Annotated in this window: 16 protein-coding genes and 2 riboswitches; of the genes, 4 read left to right on the forward strand and 12 right to left on the reverse strand. The window is 38.5% G+C overall.

Translation table 11 applies throughout. The annotated features are described in order from the left end of the window. Positions 1-29 precede the first annotated feature (29 nt). Both ACVBAX_RS14190 and ACVBAX_RS14195 read left to right on the forward strand, forming a co-directional pair. Positions 30-473: a hypothetical protein gene (locus ACVBAX_RS14190; protein ID WP_430776166.1), complete on the forward strand. Its 444-nt coding sequence runs from the start codon at positions 30-32 to the stop codon at positions 471-473. Beyond that, the gene (locus ACVBAX_RS14195; RefSeq protein WP_447117568.1) at positions 461-748 is read left to right on the forward strand and encodes a YxcD family protein; all 288 of its coding nucleotides are present in this window, start codon (positions 461-463) and stop codon (positions 746-748) included. The genes ACVBAX_RS14190 and ACVBAX_RS14195 overlap by 13 nt, the downstream gene beginning before the upstream one ends. A gap of 31 nt (positions 749-779) precedes the next feature. Here the strand turns inward: ACVBAX_RS14195 and ACVBAX_RS14200 are convergent, their stop codons facing one another. The 7 genes from ACVBAX_RS14200 to ACVBAX_RS14230 form a co-directional block, all read right to left on the reverse strand. Continuing rightward, complete coding sequence (locus ACVBAX_RS14200) at positions 780-2,225, reverse strand: PAS domain S-box protein (protein ID WP_447117569.1); 1,446 nt, start codon at positions 2,223-2,225, stop codon at positions 780-782. A gap of 152 nt (positions 2,226-2,377) precedes the next feature. Next, entirely contained in the window at positions 2,378-2,524 is a 147-nt protein-coding gene (sda, locus tag ACVBAX_RS14205; RefSeq protein WP_430776169.1) for a sporulation histidine kinase inhibitor Sda, read from the reverse strand. A gap of 120 nt (positions 2,525-2,644) precedes the next feature. Continuing rightward, positions 2,645-3,760: a two-component system sensor histidine kinase NtrB gene (locus ACVBAX_RS14210; protein ID WP_447117570.1), complete on the reverse strand. Its 1,116-nt coding sequence runs from the start codon at positions 3,758-3,760 to the stop codon at positions 2,645-2,647. Positions 3,761-4,204: 444 nt separating this feature from the next. Then, positions 4,205-4,681 (reverse strand): flavodoxin domain-containing protein, encoded by a 477-nt coding sequence (locus tag ACVBAX_RS14215; RefSeq protein ID WP_447117571.1) that lies wholly within the window; start codon positions 4,679-4,681, stop codon positions 4,205-4,207. Next, positions 4,662-5,708, reverse strand: coding sequence for a ribonucleotide-diphosphate reductase subunit beta (locus ACVBAX_RS14220; protein ID WP_430776172.1), 1,047 nt, complete (start codon positions 5,706-5,708; stop codon positions 4,662-4,664). The genes ACVBAX_RS14215 and ACVBAX_RS14220 overlap by 20 nt, the downstream gene beginning before the upstream one ends. Positions 5,709-5,728: 20 nt before the next feature. Beyond that, the gene (locus ACVBAX_RS14225) at positions 5,729-8,014 is read right to left on the reverse strand and encodes a ribonucleoside-diphosphate reductase subunit alpha (protein WP_447117572.1); all 2,286 of its coding nucleotides are present in this window, start codon (positions 8,012-8,014) and stop codon (positions 5,729-5,731) included. 139 nt (positions 8,015-8,153) lie between these two features. Beyond that, positions 8,154-8,351, reverse strand: a riboswitch (cobalamin riboswitch). 509 nt (positions 8,352-8,860) lie between these two features. After that, a complete protein-coding gene (locus tag ACVBAX_RS14230; RefSeq protein ID WP_447117573.1) occupies positions 8,861-10,402 on the reverse strand; it encodes a DHA2 family efflux MFS transporter permease subunit in 1,542 nt (513 codons plus the stop codon). 183 nt (positions 10,403-10,585) lie between these two features. Between ACVBAX_RS14230 and ACVBAX_RS14235 the strand changes: the two genes are divergently transcribed. Then, positions 10,586-11,446 (forward strand): TetR/AcrR family transcriptional regulator, encoded by an 861-nt coding sequence (locus tag ACVBAX_RS14235; protein ID WP_447117574.1) that lies wholly within the window; start codon positions 10,586-10,588, stop codon positions 11,444-11,446. Between the two features lie 465 nt (positions 11,447-11,911). Here the strand turns inward: ACVBAX_RS14235 and aroQ are convergent, their stop codons facing one another. The 5 genes from aroQ to ACVBAX_RS14260 form a co-directional block, all read right to left on the reverse strand. Beyond that, on the reverse strand, positions 11,912-12,370 hold the full coding sequence (gene aroQ / locus ACVBAX_RS14240; protein ID WP_447117693.1) for a type II 3-dehydroquinate dehydratase: 459 nt from the start codon (positions 12,368-12,370) through the stop codon (positions 11,912-11,914). Positions 12,371-12,479: 109 nt separating this feature from the next. Next, positions 12,480-13,379 carry a LysR family transcriptional regulator gene (locus ACVBAX_RS14245; protein WP_447117575.1) on the reverse strand — a complete coding sequence of 300 codons (900 nt, stop codon included), beginning with the start codon at positions 13,377-13,379 and terminating at the stop codon, positions 12,480-12,482. A 116-nt stretch (positions 13,380-13,495) separates the two neighbouring features. Further along, entirely contained in the window at positions 13,496-14,365 is an 870-nt protein-coding gene (locus tag ACVBAX_RS14250; protein WP_447117576.1) for an amidase, read from the reverse strand. A gap of 43 nt (positions 14,366-14,408) precedes the next feature. After that, positions 14,409-14,498, reverse strand: a riboswitch (cyclic di-GMP riboswitch). 47 nt (positions 14,499-14,545) lie between these two features. Further along, entirely contained in the window at positions 14,546-15,316 is a 771-nt protein-coding gene (locus ACVBAX_RS14255) for a YhfC family intramembrane metalloprotease (protein ID WP_447117577.1), read from the reverse strand. Positions 15,317-15,438: 122 nt separating this feature from the next. Further along, positions 15,439-16,875 (reverse strand): DEAD/DEAH box helicase, encoded by a 1,437-nt coding sequence (locus ACVBAX_RS14260; protein ID WP_447117578.1) that lies wholly within the window; start codon positions 16,873-16,875, stop codon positions 15,439-15,441. Between the two features lie 200 nt (positions 16,876-17,075). Between ACVBAX_RS14260 and ACVBAX_RS14265 the strand changes: the two genes are divergently transcribed. After that, on the forward strand, positions 17,076-18,404 hold the full coding sequence (locus tag ACVBAX_RS14265; RefSeq protein ID WP_447117579.1) for a flavin monoamine oxidase family protein: 1,329 nt from the start codon (positions 17,076-17,078) through the stop codon (positions 18,402-18,404). Positions 18,405-18,439 lie beyond the last annotated feature (35 nt).

Genomic DNA, 18,439 nt, shown 5'->3' on the forward strand with positions numbered 1-18,439 from the left:
ATATACATTACAGGGGGAAAACAAAAGGAATGAAAAAGTTACTATCAGCTTTGCTAATGGCAGCACTCATTTTTTCACCAGTTGGAAACATTGTATTCCAAGACACCACTACGACAGTGGAAGCAAAATCGTATAAATCAGGAAAGAAAAGCTTCAACAATAATTCAAATACAACAACCAATAACAACAATTCATTCTTTCAAAATAAAAAATCAGATTCCACAACGACAAAGTCTTCAACAACAGCAAATAAGGGGTTCTTCTCCGGCGGTCTGATGAAGGGGCTTATGCTTGGTGGGCTTGCGGGTCTATTATTTGGTAGTCTATTTGCAAACATGGGAATCTTAGGTTCCATCCTTGGATTCATGGTAAATGTGTTTGCTATTATCGCCTTAATTAGTATCATTCGCATGGTTTTTACCGCTCTTAAAAAGAAAAAGAAGCAAGAGAACACAAACCCATGGAGAAGTTAATTATTTCTGAACAAGAGATTATTAATGCTATTTGTGTTTATATCGCTAAAAAAAAGCAAATAAACCCTGAAGCAGTCGAAGTAGAGCTTATGTATGACGATGATTACGGCTTTTCTGCTGAAGTGTTTGTAGATGATCGAAAACAAGTGCTTATCACTGCAAATTTAATTGAAGCGTTACGCCTCTGGATCGATGAGTATTTAGGAAGAGATCCCTATGCTCCTATCAAGCTACATTTAGACGACAACGAAGGAATCATCGCTTATATTGGATAAAAATAATAACCTCATCCACCTTTGGATGAGGTTATTGTATGTTATTTAAGCTTGGTAAAACGACTTCAATGGTTGTTCCTACATTTACTTCACTTGAGATATGTACAGTGCCACTATGGCCTTCAATAATATTTTTACTCACCATAAACCCTAAGCCCGTTCCCGTTTCTTTCGTTGTATAAAAGGGCTGACCGATCTTGGATAAAACTTCTTTCGGTATTCCACAGCCAGTATCTTTGAAACGAATGGTTATACTAGAAGTGAGCATACAATTTTCCATTTCAATATGTAAATTGCCTCCGTCAGGCATGGCATCAAAAGAATTTTTCATAAAATTAATGAACACTTGCTTTATTTGGTTCTCATCGCAATGAATTTTTGGTAGATGACTCTGGTGCTTAAAATCTACCTGAACACTTTTCAAATTCGCTTCTGCATCTAACAGTGAAATACATTGCTTTAAGGTTAAGCGTAAATCGGTCTCTTTAAAATTGTTTTTTTGTGGCTTGGCAAGTGATAATAATTCACTTAATATCAGTTCAATTCGGGCTATTTCTGATTCTACAATTTCATAATATAGCTGTTTTTCATTGGAGTTTTGCAAGAGCTTTAAAAAGCCTTTGATAGCCGTGATAGGATTTCGAATTTCATGTGCAATAGCTGCTGACAATTGTCCGGCAATAGACAGTTTTTCCGACTGAATCATTAGTTCTTCTGCTTGTTTCCGGTCTGTTAGATCACGAAAACTAACAGCGATTCCGTTTTTGATTCCCTGATGGTCTTTAATCGGAAAGCTTGTGAGCATTACATCCATCGCCATTCCATTTTTCTTCTTTAAAGATGTTTCGTACCCTTCCACACATTCTCCACGAAGGACCTTTTCCTTTAACTTCTCTTCTTCATCTGCTAAAAATCTCACATCTTGCATTTTAACCCCGATTAATTCCTGAAGATTCCAACCAAACTCCTCTTCAAACGCCGAATTTGCTTTTGTTAAAATCCCTTTTTCATCGAAAATCAAAATTGGATCTAAATGATGATCCATAAAAGAATTTAACTGGGATTTAAGCCTTTCCATTTCTGGTTCCATCTGTTTACTAGATGTGATATCGACCACTTGGCCAATAATATAATCTGCTTGAGACGTACTCACCTTATGGGCACTGATTGAACCCCAAATTACTTCACCATTCTTATGTACAAACCGCTTTTCTAATTGAAAAGAATCTTTCTCCCCAGCTAGTAACTTTCGATAATTTGAATCTATCGTTACATAGTCTTCTTCATATAATAAATACCTTAGCCCTAATTGAACCATTTCTTCATTTGAATATCCCGTAAAACGACAAAAGGACGAGTTTGTTTTCACGATCTTCCCATTTATTCCCATCAATACCATTCCTAATGGCGCATGGGTAAATGCCTCAAACAATAGTTCTTTATCCATCGCATGTAATTCCAAGTAAGTTTCTGTCAATTCCCTATCCCCTATGAACGAAAATTAGCGGATTCCCTTAAAGGTTTGCTCCTGCAAATATATAGGATCGCCCTTACTTCTCATTATTTTAACCTGCCAAACCTGCTCCTAAAGATTTCTTATCTATCTAATAGTATCTGGCCAAAGGTCAATCACTGCTCAATGAAATAGTTCTCTACTAAATGTCTTAAATTTCTTTTGTCTATCTCTTCCTCTAACAACTGTATAAATTCATGATCTAAAGCCAACTTCAATGCTGCAGCATAAGCATCCATCAACTCTTTGTCTGATATTTTCAAAACTTACTATACCCCTTTTTCCATAAACTTGCTGCAATCCGAAAGAATGTAATAGTTACGATTTTTTAATCATGCAGCGTAAATACTATTAGATTGTTTCTTCTCCCTTACGTAAGTCATTTATAATAAAGGTAGAGCAACAATGAAGGTTGTACCTTCCCCAGGTTTACTCGACACCTCAATCATTCCACCATGATTTTCTACTATTTTTTGACATACTGATAGCCCGATTCCTGCTCCTCTTTCTTTTGTGGTGAAAAAAGGAGTGAAAATTCTTTTTATCGTTTCCTCTTCCATACCTGAACCATTATCTTTTACAGAGATCTCAATGGTATTTTCATTAAGTTTTGTTCTTAGAATAATGCTCCCTTTCCCTCTGTTTTTACTAGCCTGGACCGCATCCATCGCATTTCGAATCAAATTTAGCACTACTTGTTTCATTTGCTTTTGATCTAGTTCCTGAACAGGGAGTATTTGTTCCTTCACATACTTAATTTCACAATTTATTTTCAAGGCTTCTTTTTGAGAAGTTTGAATTACTTCCATTAATACCTTTTGTATATTTACTTGCTGTTTATTAGGAGCTGTTGGTCGAGTAGAACTAACATATTCATAGATTAAATTATTTGCATAATCTACTTCTTCAAGTGCAATATCGGCATAATGGTCTTTACCGGTCTCTATTAGATAAGGCTTTAGCAATTGAAGGAAACCCCGAATACTTACTAATGGTTTTTTCAAATCTCCGGCTATAATAGAAGCTATATTCCCAAGGCTTGAAAGGTTATCATGCTTCATAACCACTTGCTCCATCCTTTTTAAGGTGGCTTCAAGCTGTTCTTGTTTCTCAAGCCACGTAAGATTTTCGCTCTCTAGTTGAGTTTCTAACTTTCGAATGATGGTTTGTATTTGCTGAATACTTTCCTGTTTTTCTATACAAAACACATATAAACGATTTTCATCTTCCCACTGGGTATACACATCGAATAAAGTAAGATTGAAATCCTTCCTGACTAAATTCAGTTCTACCTTTGTTTTTGCGAATACTGGTTTTAAGAATCGTTCCGCTTTCTTCCTACTTCCTAAATCAACAAGTTCAAGAAAGCTCCTTGCATTAGGAAATTGGAGTTGCGTCTCTTCTGAAACTCCTATAATAGTAAAATCTTGATCCACCACAAAAAATGGAAACGGGAAGGTTTGGAAGGATTTTTCAATGATATTCATATACTCTTTCACATATCTTGTTCTCTTTAAGCCACGAACGTAGATGGTATAAACCCTCTATCACGACAACGTTACTTGGACAATAACTATATAATTGATACAAGGATGTGATTCTCCCTCCTACAATAATTTCAGGATTATAGTCTAACTGATTGAGTTCTTTTAAGCATTCTAAAAGAGTAGGAAGATTGTATATGATCGATAAAGAAATCCCGATTACCCTCACTCTTTATCTTAACAAAGAATGGTATTTTCAAACAAAACTTTCATTCTTATCCATAGGTATATACATATAATAGTAAATAATTGTATTCGCATTTGTCTATAAAAAAACACACAAAGAAGGAACTGCCTCCGCAAATGCAGTCCCTCTACCTATCTGTTATTGAGCCATAAATGAAAGAGACCTTCCTTTATACCCAAATTGTCCATCTAGTAAACATTTAAAAATCCTTTTTACACTGTACTATAAGTTTGACTTTGAATTCTTTCTATTAATAACTCCGCTAATTTTTCACATTTTCTATAATCCTTAAGTTGTGGCTGTAATTCTATCTTTAAGGTGGCCACTAAGGAGGTCTGCACATAGAGCATATCCTTAAATTCATCCACCGCTCCACAAAAAGAAGGATAAAAGGAATCGCCTGTTCCAACCACAGCCGTGGCAAGTTCCCGAACATTTTGCAGTTCTATTTCCTGATACACAGGCATCATTTCTACTGGGATCTCTCCATTTCCCCACGTATAGGTTCCAATGACCAATCCATCATAGTCGTGAATGTTAGCGAGGAGAAAATCTTCTACTAGAAACAAGTCAGTAGATACAGATCGCGTTTGAAAGCAGCCTGCTACCATACGAACAAGTTCTTCCGTATTCCCCGTGACAGATGAATAAACAATCGCTATTTTCCCCTTATAATTCGTCAAAGCCATTGGACTGCGTCACCTTTGTATAGGTTCGGGATTTCTGTTCAAAAAAGTCTGATTTGGTGTCATTGATCATTTCGTCACTAAACACTTGAATCCATGGCATCACGTTGTCACGGTCACCATAAAGATGATCCAGACCCAATTGTCGAAGTCTTTTATTGGCCAAATACTCCACATATTGTCCGAACTCTTCTAGGTCAATTCCGTTGATCTCCGCTAATATTTCTCCTGCCCATTCCTTCTCAAGATCCACCGCTTCTTTGATGCGATCATACGCATATTGAATGTTTGCCTCATTATTTAGCTCTGGATTTTCCGTTAACATAATACGAACAAACTGAGAAATGAAATACGCATGCTGCATCTCATCTCTTTGAATATAGCTAATCATCGTACTAGTTTTAAGCATTTTTTGCTGACGTGCTAGATTATAGAAAAAGGCAAATCCCGCATAGAAATAGATTCCTTCTAAAATAATTGAGTTAATGGCTAGTTCATAGAGGTTTTGAGCTGATGGATGTGAACGGAATTTTTCATATGCATCCAAGATAAGCTGATTTCTTTTTTGAACAATCGGATCATCCTTTGCCTGATTGAACCGCGCATTTTGTTCACTAACAGGAACCAATGAACTTAATATATACGAGTACGATTCGTTGTGAACAGCCTCCTGTTGAGCAATGACCGCAAAGATTGCCTTGAAGCTTGAATCGGACACATAGTCTAGCACTTGACTCATCGTTGGCGTTTGAAGGCTATCCAGGGAGGCAAGCTGCGTATTGACCCGTAAAAAGATATCCTTTTCGTGCGAAGATAATGAATCCCATTGTTTAATATCATCTTGCATATTGATTTCTTGTGCCTTCCAAAAATTAGACAGCAATGTTTGATACAGATCATACATTTGTGGGTAGGCGATATCATTCCAGTTTAATAGACCAGAAGATTGTCCGTTAATAATACCTGTTGAACGATTAGGATAGGTTGGGTTCAACAGTTTGATTTTATTTAATGGGGCATTGATTGACATGGTCCCTTCTCCTTTCAAGCTTAGCTATGGCAAGCTTCACATTCTTCAATCTCTGACTGCGAAGTACTTCTTACGTAATACGTCGTTTTTAACCCTTGCTTCCAAGCTTCTACGTGTAAATGGAGCAAGTCTTTTGCTTTTATATCGTGTCTCACATACAAGTTAAAACTGATAGACTGATCAATATGACGCTGACGTGCTGCGTTTTGACGAATACTCCACACTTGGTCTAACTCATGCCTTGCTCTTCGGTAGTACGTGTATGTGCGATGGTTCAAGTCAGGTGCGGTTACCTTGAACTTAAAGTTCTTCTTTTCCTCCGCATATTCCACTGCGTACAACGGATCAATTCCGTCAGTTGAGCCACCAATTTTTGCAGTCGACGAATTTGGAGCAATCGCCATCAGCCAGCCATTACGAATACCGTTTGCCTTTACTTGTTCTTTTAACTCACTCCAACGGTCGGACGTGTAATTTCTCCGCTCGAAGTATCTTCCAGTAGCCCATTCAGACGTCTCAAATTGACTGAAGGCACCTTTTTCCTTGGCAAGCTCCATAGATGCTCGAATCGTGTAATACGCAATATTTTCGTATAGTTCATCAGCAAACTGGACCGCTTCTTCTGATTCCCAATGGATCGATTGTAAGGCCAACAGATGATGCCACCCGAACGTCCCTAAGCCGACCGCTCGATATTTTTGATTCGTTAACTCGGCTTGTCCAACTGGAATGGTATTCAGATCGATAACATTGTCTAGCATCCGCACTTGAATCGCTATTAATCGTTCCAGCTCATTGGAACCATAAGCCTTTGCGAGATTGATTGAGGAAAGATTACATACAACAAATTCTCCCGGCTTTCTTACAATTATTAGATTGCCATCTTCGTCCTTGTATTCTTTTACAATCGTTGTACTCGACATGTTTTGGGCGATTTCTGTACATAAATTACTGCAGTAGATAGAGGTTCTTCCTTCTGCACGCTTGTTTGGATTTTGACGATTCACCTCATCTCGATAGAACATGTAAGGTGTACCTGTTTCTAACTGAGCAACCATTATTCGGGCCATAATATCCATCGCACGGTAGGTTTTTCTTGGTAAGAGTGGTTGATTCACCGCTTCTTCGTATTTTTCTGTAAAATACTTTCGATCTTTTTCATCATAAAAATCCTCAAGCCCAAGCGGGTTCCCGCTCTCATCCTTCCAGCCCATCAGCTGCTTCACTTGGTGCGGACAGAATGTATGCCATTCTCCAATACTTCTGCCGTTTTCATCTTTCTCTTGAAGTTTTTCCATAAATAAATCAGGGATGGTAACTCCTGTGAAAATGTCATGAGCCTTTCTTCTCTCATCCCCATTATTGGTCTTTAGTTCAAGAAAGCCATTCATCACGTCTTTATGGAATATATCTAAGTAAATGGCAACCGCCCCTTGTCTTTGACCTAATTGATCAACACTTACGGCTGTATCATTAATCAAGCGGATCCAAGGTACGACTCCAGAGGACATTCCTTTAAACCTCTTGATATCGGAACCTAGCGCACGAACCTTTCCGTAATAAATCCCGATGCCACCGCCTTCTTTACTTAAGCGAGCAATATCCCAATTGTTCAAATAAATGCCGTCAAGCGAATCATCCACTGTGTCGATAAAACAAGAGGACAGCTGACCAAAGTTCTTGCCTGCATTTGATAATGTTGGTGTGGCTACCGTCATATATAAATGACTAAGGGCCCAGTAGGCTTCTTTTACTAACTCTAGTCTTTTGGTTTTCGATTCGTTCATCATAATGGTCATCGCAATAACCATGAATCTTTCTTGCGGTAACTCATATACATTTCTATCATGATCTCTTGCAAGGTAACGATCAGCAAACAAAAACAGACCAATATAGTTGAAAAGCTTATCTCGTTCAGGACTGATTGTGTCCGCTAATTCTTTAATTTCTTCCTCTGTATACATTTGCAGCAGTTTAGGAGAGTAGATCCCTTTCTCTGTTAACGTTTCTAGCAAATTGTAAAAGTTCCCATATGTATGTGATGAATCGTAGTTTCGATTTTGCGAAGCTTTCTTGTATAATTCGGTTAAGTATATGCGCGCGGCAACAAATGTCCAATCTGGCTGGTCCATCGCGATTTTATTTAAAGAATAAAATAAAGCTTGTTGGCTCACTTCTTTTTTTGCTGCCTCTAATTCATTTACCATTTTTGTCATCTCAGTGGCGTCTAATTGATAAGTTGAAGAACACTCTTCAATCGCTCTTAACACCGATTTATAATCTTCATGTACATCTACTACTGTCATGATCGTCCCTCCTGAAAATAAAAATCCGCTCAAGTGGTTCCTTGAGCGGATGAAACGATTTCAGCAAAAGACAAACAGGCAAAAATACTTTTTGTCTTCTGTCGCCATCGTTTCATCTTCCCAAATCCCCGAAGAAGTTGAAACATCTTAAGTAAGATAGGTCTCCTGACTTATGCTTCACTCTACTTTGAACCCTTCCCATTTAGGCACCTACATCTCGTAAGCAATCTTCACAGTGGCTTGTTCATTTTGTCAGCATTTACAGTTGCGGGGGCAGTTCTGGTCTTTCACCAGATTCCCTATTAAGCCGTACGGCATCTTATCTTAAGGCAACAACACAATATATAGTTGAATTTTTACTTATGTATATCCATATCTAGATTTAATACAAACTTAATAGTAACGGTAGTTTAGTAGATACGCAAGTATAAAATCTTAATTTTGGTAAAATATTGTTGTTGACTTTAGGGGCAGGCGGAATCTCGGAATGGATTTGAAGAGATTGATTTTTTCCGCACTGTTTCGATTCTTTTTGCAATAAATGAGTGGAAACTAAGGGATGAAAGGGCATTTCTGAATGGATTTTGGTGCTTTTTTAGGAGGATTAGTAGATTTCTATTAGTAGTTTTGGATTTTATTTGCGATACGAAAAATTTATTTGCGATTCTGAGATTTTATTTGCGATTCGAAAAATTTATTTGCGATTCCGGGATTTTATTTGCGCTTCGAAAAATTTATTTGCGATTCCGGGATTTTATTTGCGCTTCGAAAAATTTATTTGCGATTCTAACACTTTACTTGCTATAAAAAGACCCTCAATTTCGAGGGTCCCTTCAGATACGAGCATTAATTTTCAGCTAGCTTTGCCGGTACAACCTTTGACACTTCTTTTCCTTCGATTGGATCCTCTGCTTGTGTGGCGCGTTTGATAAAGAATGCAAGGATGAAGGCGACAATTGAAATCCCTGTAGCTACAAGGAATGCATCATTAATTCCTTCGAGCATCGCCTTCATCATAATCTGCTCTTTCATTTGAGCGATCATTTCAGCAGTTGGCTGTGCGGCTCCTGCTCCTTGACCAGCTGCTGTCTTCATCGCTTCGTCAGCCAATTCTTTGGCGTGTGTTTCTGTACGATTGGACATAACCGTAACTAGTAATGCGGTGCCGATTGCCCCAGCCACTTGGTTTAACGTATTGTTCATTGCCGTACCATGTGGATAGAAACGCGTCGGAAGTTGATTTAATCCGTTTGTTGAAACAGGCATCATAACAAATGACATCCCAACCATTCGAACTGTGTAAAGGATGACTAAGTGCGTATAGCTTAAGTCTACCGTTAACTGACTAAACTCATACGTGGTGATTACCGTGATTCCTAAACCAATTAGCGCCAATACTCGCCCACCAAATTTATCAAACAGTCTCCCGGTAATAGGAGACATAATCGCCATGGCGATGGCACCTGGTAGGAGCATTAACCCTGCGTCTAGTGGAGAAATTCCACGAATCGTTTGAACATAAATGGGAATAAGGATCATTCCTGAGAATAATGCCATGTTTGTTACCATGGATATAGAAGATGACAAGGCAAACATGGGGTATTTAAACACTTTAAAGTTTAACAACGGATTGTCTTGCTTTATTTGTTTTAAAATAAAAGTTACTAGCGAAATGAAACCGACTGCAATAGCCAGATACACATGCGGGCTATCCCACCCCTTGCTTCCTGCCGAACTAAAGCCGTAAAGAATCCCACCAAAACCAATACTTGATAATACTAATGAGAAAAAGTCTAAACGAAGATTACTCTTTTCTTTCTTATCTTTTAATAGGAAGAATCCGATTAATACCACTATTACTGAAATAGGGGTAATAAAGTGGAAAAGCATTCTCCAATCATAGTGTTCAATAATCCACCCTGATAAAGTTGGACCAATGGCAGGGGCAAACATGATGATTAAGCCAAAAACCCCCATCGCTGTTCCTCTTTTTTCAATTGGAAAGCTAACGAGCATGACGTTCATAAGCAATGGCATCATAATGGCAGATCCTGATGCTTGAAGCATACGTCCAGCTAAAAGAATCGGAAATTCGTGAGCCACACCAGCAACTAAAGTACCGATCGTAAATAAACTCATGGCGACTAAAAATAAATTTCGAACAGAATATTTCTGTATTAAGAAGGCAGTAGCCGGAATTAATATCCCGTTAACTAGCATAAAGCCTGTAGTTAACCATTGAACTGTGGCAGCTTCTACCTCTAAATCCTTCATGATGGATGGCAAAGCAATATTTAATAAGGTGTTATTTAAAAACGTGATGAAAGCCCCAATTAACAGAACTCCAATAATCCCGTATGGCGGCCGTTTATCTTGTTTTTCAGCCATGTATGTTCCTCCTATACTATAAGTCCAATAAAATGTACTTCTGTTATACACTTTACATATATTATACCCTGAGTATAAAAATTGCAATGAAAAAACACAGCTAAATAATGGGTTTGTAACCTTCAGAAAAATAAGTTACTATACTTTTATACAGTGAGTCCAAATACTAATTCGGGTGATACAATGAATGATCGGAAGCAACACGTTATTAATACAGCCCACCAGCTTTTTGTAGAAAAGGGATTTCAAGCAACTTCCATTCAAGACATATTAGATTTTAGTAGTATATCTAAAGGAACCTTTTATAATTACTTTTCTTCAAAAAACGAGCTACTCATGGCCATTTTTCGAGTGATCCAAAAAAAGTTTGAGCATGAAAGAAACGAACTTTTAATCGGAAAAGACCCGTCAGATATCGAAGTGTTCATTAAGCAAATGGAATTGCAAGTGAAGACCAATCGAGCAAGTAATCTTATACCTTTATATGAAGAAGTGCTATTTTTAAATGATTCTGAGTTAAAAAAGTTTATTAGTGATTTTCAGTTGCGAATGTTACGTTGGGTATACGAACGCTTTCATGAAATTTTTGGCGAGAGCATGAAACCCTATCTTCTTGATGCTGCCATAATGTTTACCGCTATTTTCCACCATAACCTTAAGTATGAGAGAATGGCGAATAGCTTAAAGAGCAATCCTGAACGGGTAGTAAGATATAGTGTTAATCGACTTTTGGCACTAATGAAGAATGTAGGGGAAACCGGTGAGCAACTTCTTCCACCGGAACTGTTGGATGATTGGTCTCCAACTTGTCATAAGAAAGATAAATCTTATCAAGAACAACTTACACTTGAAATTATGAGTCTAAAAAAAGAGAGCGTGCATATGACTGACTCTGTGAAATATATCGAGCTGCTCGATTTCATCTTAGAGGAGCTTTTGCAGCCTAGCCAAAAGAGGCAGTTTGTAGTGGAAAGTGCAGTAAGAACCTTAGAGGATCACTTTGGAAAAGCAAAACTACAACAACTACGTTCGTATCTTCAATAACAATGCTAGCAGGTATTGGGTCCCTTTGTCTTGGCCTTAATCGAGTAACTAGCGTAATAAGCGGAGAATTTCCGGTTAGATGCAGAATGGAGCAGATTTCGGGGTAAATAAGGGGAGGTTTTCCGCTTATGCAAAGCAAAATCTCCTATTTTCGAATTTTTTGAGCCAATAGGCGGAATCTCTCCGTTTATTTAAGCTTTTTTTAATAACAATTACTAATTAATCGGAATTTCTCCGTCTATTTTTCAGCTCGGGTGCTTAACCTGATCCCTCAACTGATAAGTGCGGACCCTCCTAACCTAAATGTGAGGATCCGCAGCTTTTTATCGACCAGTTTTAATTGTACAATACTTAATCATGTTAATTACTACAAGACGTATGCAAATTCATACGTCTTGTCTTGTGATTTTAATTAATAAAGTACCCAAAAAACGGAACCCTTTAGTCATTGGCCTGCTAGCTTTTTTAAGCTTCTTGTAATTGCTTTTCATCAATAAGTGTTTTTGCGGCTCTTAACCCTAATAAGTAACTGTCACATCCAAAACCGCTAATCTGACCTTGAGCAATTTCTGCAAATACAGAACGATGTCTAAATTCATCTCTTGCATGGATATTAGACATATGAATCTCAATAAACGGTACTTCTAAAATATCTAAAGCATCGCGAATTCCGTAGCTATAGTGGGTCCAGGCACCAGCATTAATAATCACTGCATCGACTTTTTCACGATAGGCTTGATGAATGCGATCTACCATCTCTCCCTCACAGTTCGTTTGGAATGTTTCAAGTTCTAGATCTAACTCTTCTGCTAACTTTTTCATGCTTTCATTAATTTCATCTAGGGTAATCGTTCCATACACCTTCGGATTACGTTTTCCAAACATATTAAGATTCACACCGTTTAGCATAAGTACCTTTTTCATCATAGATTCCCTCTTTCTCTTGCTCATTATTTCACAAACTTGTTTATACGACTATTTTAAAACAGACAATCCATAAATACCAATCGGTTTTTTGGTGAGATCTATAGGCTTACCCTATGAAAAATAAGTTAAGTGAATTTCTTTCAATATAACTTTTAAACTTTTCCACTACAGGTGATAGGTAACGATTCTTTACACTCGCCATGTAGATAATTTGTTCTGGGAGCGGCTCCTGAAAAGGTAGAACTTTAATGTCAAACAGGTCTAAGGTGGAGGATCGCGGAAGGATTCCCACTCCTTGTTTGGCTGCCACTAAGCCCACCAATGCCGTATCTTCTGCTACTTCACAAGATATATATGGAGTGATTCCGGCATCCGTAAATAATTGATCGATTACGGGACGAAATAGACTTTTCTTGTTAAAACAAATGAATTTTTCCTCAGCAATATCCATTAATTCCACGGAATCCTTGGATGCTAACGGATGATCTTTATGAGTGATGAGTACAATATCTCTCTTCATTAATGGAATAAAATCAATCTCTGGTTCATGTTCCGCATACGTACAAAAAGCAAGGTCATAATTTTCTTCCTTTAAGCCTTGGATGATATTCTGTGTGGTTCCTTGAATACAAGAAAACGTTACTTGTCCGCCCTCATTTTCTTCCATAAAAGACTGAATAATCGATGGGACAAAATCGGCTCCTAAGGAGAAAATGAATGCTAAGTCAATGATACCCGTATTGGCATTGGTGAGCTTTTGAAGATTCCTTTCACCCTTTTCAAGCTCCTCTAATCCATTTTCCACATAGGTTAAAAAATAGTGGCCGTATTTGGTCAGCTTAATATTTCGACCAACCTTTTCAAATAACTTGATACTTAATTCTTTTTCAAGCTCGCCGATTGCCTGGCTAAGACTTGGTTGTGTGATATATAGCTGAGCGGCTGCTTTTGTATAATGCTGTGTTTTCGCTAGCACACGAAAATATTGTAAATGTTTCAGGTTCATAAACAGAGCCCTCCCTGTTTCCAAGCTTTAAACAAAGTATATGATGTTTTTTAGACCAGAAAAAGGACTGAATATGAACAAAAAAGCACTCTTTGACAAGTGCTTTCTTTCGTTCTTTATGGTTTCATGGTTTTCCAGCTTCCTACATGGTGGATAGCAATTCCCTTGTATCCAAGAGTGGTTCCGTAATGAGAGGCAACTGAAGCAAGCTGCTCGTTCATATATGCTTCGCCTTCTTCAAAAAAGGAAATTATATCTCCTTCGTCTGTTGCACCTGTTTCTACACCGATGACTAATGCCTTATTATGTTTCCCAGCAAAGGCTACTTCATTTTTGACGATTTCAATGATAGCTGGGGCGGTATCACGATAGGCCATAATCGTTACACTATTCGTTTTTGTAATGACCCACTCCGCTAGATTTCCTTTACCATACGTATTATTATAAGAAACTTCATCAAACCAGAATGGCAGGTCCGCTTCAAGTGGTAGTTTTAATCCTGCAGCTGAAGTATTCGCTTTTGTTATCAGTTCTTGATAACTTTTTACAGTAGCTGCTCTATTCGTATTCCAACCGCTATATAAGTAGGGCTCTACATCTAAATGAATACCCGTAAATTTTTGAGAAGCGGTTGACCCAGCTTGATAGGTTTTTAACCAGTTCATTAACGCATCTTGATTTCGATATCCTTTTGGAGCTACCCAGCTTGGTGCTCCGTCTAGAGCATATACTTTTATCCCTTTTACTGATGCCTTCGTAGTAAAGCTACGGTACACATTCATTGGGATATCACGATCGACTTGTACATAGACTTTGTTGATTTGCTTTTGTTCGAGAAAGCTTATTGTTCCCGCTTCATCACTAACAATTTCCCATGGATTCCATAGCCAGGTGGAGCGATCTACAGTAGAAGCACTCATTTTTGATCCAAAGCCTCCTATTGAAAAAAGCAACACAACAATCATTGATACTACTAGCTTTTTCATTTCAAGTTCCCCCATTCTGCCAGCCGAGGCTCACAAAATGAGACCTGGCAACCTGACAACCATTCGCTAGATCAAGCGATTAGGCTCATGGCTTTGCGTCCTTCCCTTTCGGAGAAGTTTGCCTTTTACAGTTTTTCTTTTATTATACTTTATTAAAACCAACTTTTGTCTCAGGTATTTTTACCCAATCAGCAATTTTCTTAATCTTTTTATAATGAAGAAAGATAGAACTCCGATGAAGGCAATGTACAACTCAATAATCCATAAGCTTTTGATGTATCCAGTTTGGTAGAAGGCTAAAGGAAAATCAATTGCCGCATGAGCGATAATTGCGAGCAGTACGTATTGAAACTTCTTTTTAATAACAGCTAGTAAAACAAGTAAAGTGAAAGCGATTTGCATAAAGAGAGCAAAGAAACGCTCTGGTATTCCCCATAGGTAGTGAGAAACTCCTTGATTTAATAATGTTTCTTTAATGGTAGCTGCTTGATCACTCGGAAGACTAGCTCCGATAGAGGCATCAAATGTACCTGCATTGATCATCGTTGCAAAGAGAAGAAATGGTACAACCGTTGAAAGGGCAATAACTACGGCTTCAATGCCACCCCAGCCTACCCCGAAAGACAGGCCACCTTTGTAATCCTGATATTTTTTCAACAGCCAGATAAATAAGATATAGCGCCCTACTTCCTCAAATATCCCTGCTGCAAAACCGCCGTATAATCCAAATAACCATGGATGTTCCGCATAGTTTGGAAAATTGGTTATGACTGCAACATGAAGAAGTTTCTCTAATACTTGAGTGATAATAACAAACCCGATGCTACCTATTATTAACGGCTTGAGTGAAATTCCTACCTGTTTTTTTGTTATTAGAATGGCACTAGTAAATAGAAGAATAGAAAAAATAATAACTGCGACCATGCTTAAGATTGTTGCATTGCTAATCATCGTAAATCCCCCTTGTTTTTATTATCATTATTGATAATGATAATATTAAAGTAAGAGTTATATTCTGTCAATGGGGTTTTGTTCTTTTTTTCCAATTAAAAAAGCACCTCTTTAAGAAGTGCTTATCTTCTGGCTATATGAACCTTTAATTGTTTCCCTTTTACCGTTGTATGTTTCATTTCGGACAACACCTGTGCCCCTTTGCCATTCAAGATTTCTACATAAGAGACGGTGTCAAGAATCGTGATAATTCCGATATCCTGTGCAGAAACACCATCAATTTTAGAAATGGTTCCGACAAAATCTACGGCCCGCAGCTTCTTTTTCTTGCCGCCATTAAAATAGAGTTTGGTGATATCCTTATTGAGTTCCTCGCTTTTTAGTTGCTTAATCTCCGGCTCTGAACCAATCTTCTCTTCAAAGGCAGATCGTGATCTCTCCACTTGCCCCGAAGCAGGTTTCTCCTTCTGTGGAATATGAAAACCAATGAGCTGCTCAATTTCGTCTAACAGTCGTTTTTCTCTTTCTGTAACAAACGTAGTAGCCTTTCCTTTCATCCCCGCCCGGCCAGTTCTTCCTGTGCGATGGACATAGCTCTCTTTTTCATATGGAATATCAAAGTTAATCACGAGGGAAATATTTTCAATATCAATCCCGCGGGCAGCCACATCGGTTGCGATCAGGTAGCGGAACTCTCCCCGTTTGAATTCACTCATCACATCTAGACGATCTTCCTGAATCATTCCACCATGTATTTTATCGCAATCATACCCAAGCTTCGTTAAATGATCGACAACCATATCCACACGGTCCTTTGTCCGGCAAAAAATGATGCAGCTATCCGGGTTTTCGATAATCGTTACATTTTGCAATAATTGAAGTTTTTCATCTTCCTCCGCCCAATACAAGGAATGTTCAATTAAGTTATCTGTATTGCTTGAAGGTTCTATCTCAACCTCCAACGGTGAGCGCAGATAGTTTTGAGCGAGCTTTTTTACCGCATCAGGAAGAGTGGCTGAAAAGAGCATCGTCACTCGATTTTTTGGCATTTCTTCTATAATGGCCTCTACTTGCTCGATAAAGCCCATGTTTAGCATTTCGTCAGCCTCGTCTATTACAAGGAAGCGAACTTGATCGAGTAGAAGAGTGCCTTTTTGAATATGATCCAGCAGTCGACCTGGTGTCCCAACAACGACATGAGTCTTTTGTTTAAGTTTCGTTTTTTGATACATAAAGGATTGTTTTCCGTATACTTCTACTGCATTGATTCGTTTTAACCGGCCGATATTTATAAAATCTTCTTTTATCTGTACAGCTAACTCCCGAGTAGGGGTGAGTACTAGAGCTTGCGGTTTATTTTCTGTCCAATCAATCAATTCACAAATCGGAATGGCAAAGGATGCTGTTTTTCCACTTCCTGTGCGTGACTTCACGATCACATCCCGCTCCTCTAAGACAAGAGGAATAATTTTTCTTTGGACTTCAGTTGGATGTTGATATTGTAGGCTCGCTAAAGTACTCAATATTTCTTCACTTAAGGTGAAATCTGTAAAATCCATAAAACAGCCTCTTTTCAAAATTTCTTTACAATACTACATTTTACCGAACTTATTCTTTTTATGAAAACAACATGTAAAGTACATTCATTTGACCACATAATGAGTAAAATGTACATGTTTCTTTAAGAACAGAGGGAAAATACTTTCACGATGCCTATATTTATTTTCAGCAGCTAAATCTTTTACGGGAGGCACTCATCGTGCTAAATCATGTAGATGTAGTAATTGTTGGAGCTGGACTATCCGGTCTTGCTGCTGGATGGGAGTTAAGGAAGCACGGAAAAAGCTTTGCTATTTTAGAAGCTCAAAATCGTGTTGGAGGTCGTGTATTAACGATTAGCCATCAAGATTCTACGATTGATCTTGGTGCCCAGTGGGTTTCTCCATTCCAGCCTCGTATACAGTCCTTATTGAAATTTTTCAATATAAAGACCATCCCTTCATACAAACAGGGAAAAACCATATATGATTTACATAACAAGCGCATGCTTAGTTCAAAAACTTCCCCACCTGTTTCACCACAAGGAATGCTAGATTTATTTCTAACTCGAAAGAAGATCCATCAATTAACGAAGCTTATTCAGAAAGAAGGATTATTACATTCCTCTTTAATGAGAGAATATGATGCGCTAACTATGGACAGCTGGATTGAAAGACAAATGTTCTCAACATACGGAAAAGCATTCTTCCGTATTTTCTGTGAAGAACTTTCCTCCCTTGAGCTTAGCGAATTTTCCTTCTTAGACATCCTTTGGTTCATCCAATCCGCCGGTGGAATGGATCAGATTTTGACTGCTGAAGATATGTGGATAACGAGTGGGGCGCAAACCTTACCACTAAGAATGGCTACAATTATGCAGGATCAAATTTACTTCAATCAACCTGTAAGAAAAATTGAGTGGAGAAACAGTGCTGCAACCGTCCACACTGATTCCGAGTGTTGGACTAGCAAAAAAGTCATCGTTGCCATCCCTCCTGCTTTCAGCGCAAAAATACAATACAATCCCCCACTGCCTGCACTTCGCGAACAGCTTTGTCAGCGGGTTGGGCAAGGATCGATCATAAAATCAGTCATCATATATAACACCCCATTTTGGAGAGAAGATGGATTATCTGGCAGCTCTTACTACGATTGCGGACCGATTCGAGCTACGATGGATAGCACCACACCAGACCAGCCTCATGGTGTTCTAACTGCATTGATCGGGGGAAAATACGCAAGAAGTTTGGGTCGATTGACAAAAGAAGCACGCAGGAAAGAGATTATAGCTTGTATTGCCCATTTATTCGGAAGCAAGGCCCTTGAGCCTATCAGTGTGTATGAGAAAGATTGGGCAGAAGATCCTTGGGCAAGAGGAGGCTATGCTGCCCATTTTGCAACCGGCGTGATCTCTGAATATGGGGCTGCCTTATCGGACCCGGTTGGACCTATTCATTGGGCGGGGACGGAAACAGCTAATGAATGGCGCCTTTACATGGAGGGTGCCATTGAATCAGGAGAACGCGCCGCAAAAGAAACCCTAAAATAAAAATGGGTGTCTGTCACCCTTCGTGGACACTTTTG

The organism is Robertmurraya sp. GLU-23 (assembly GCF_052983275.1).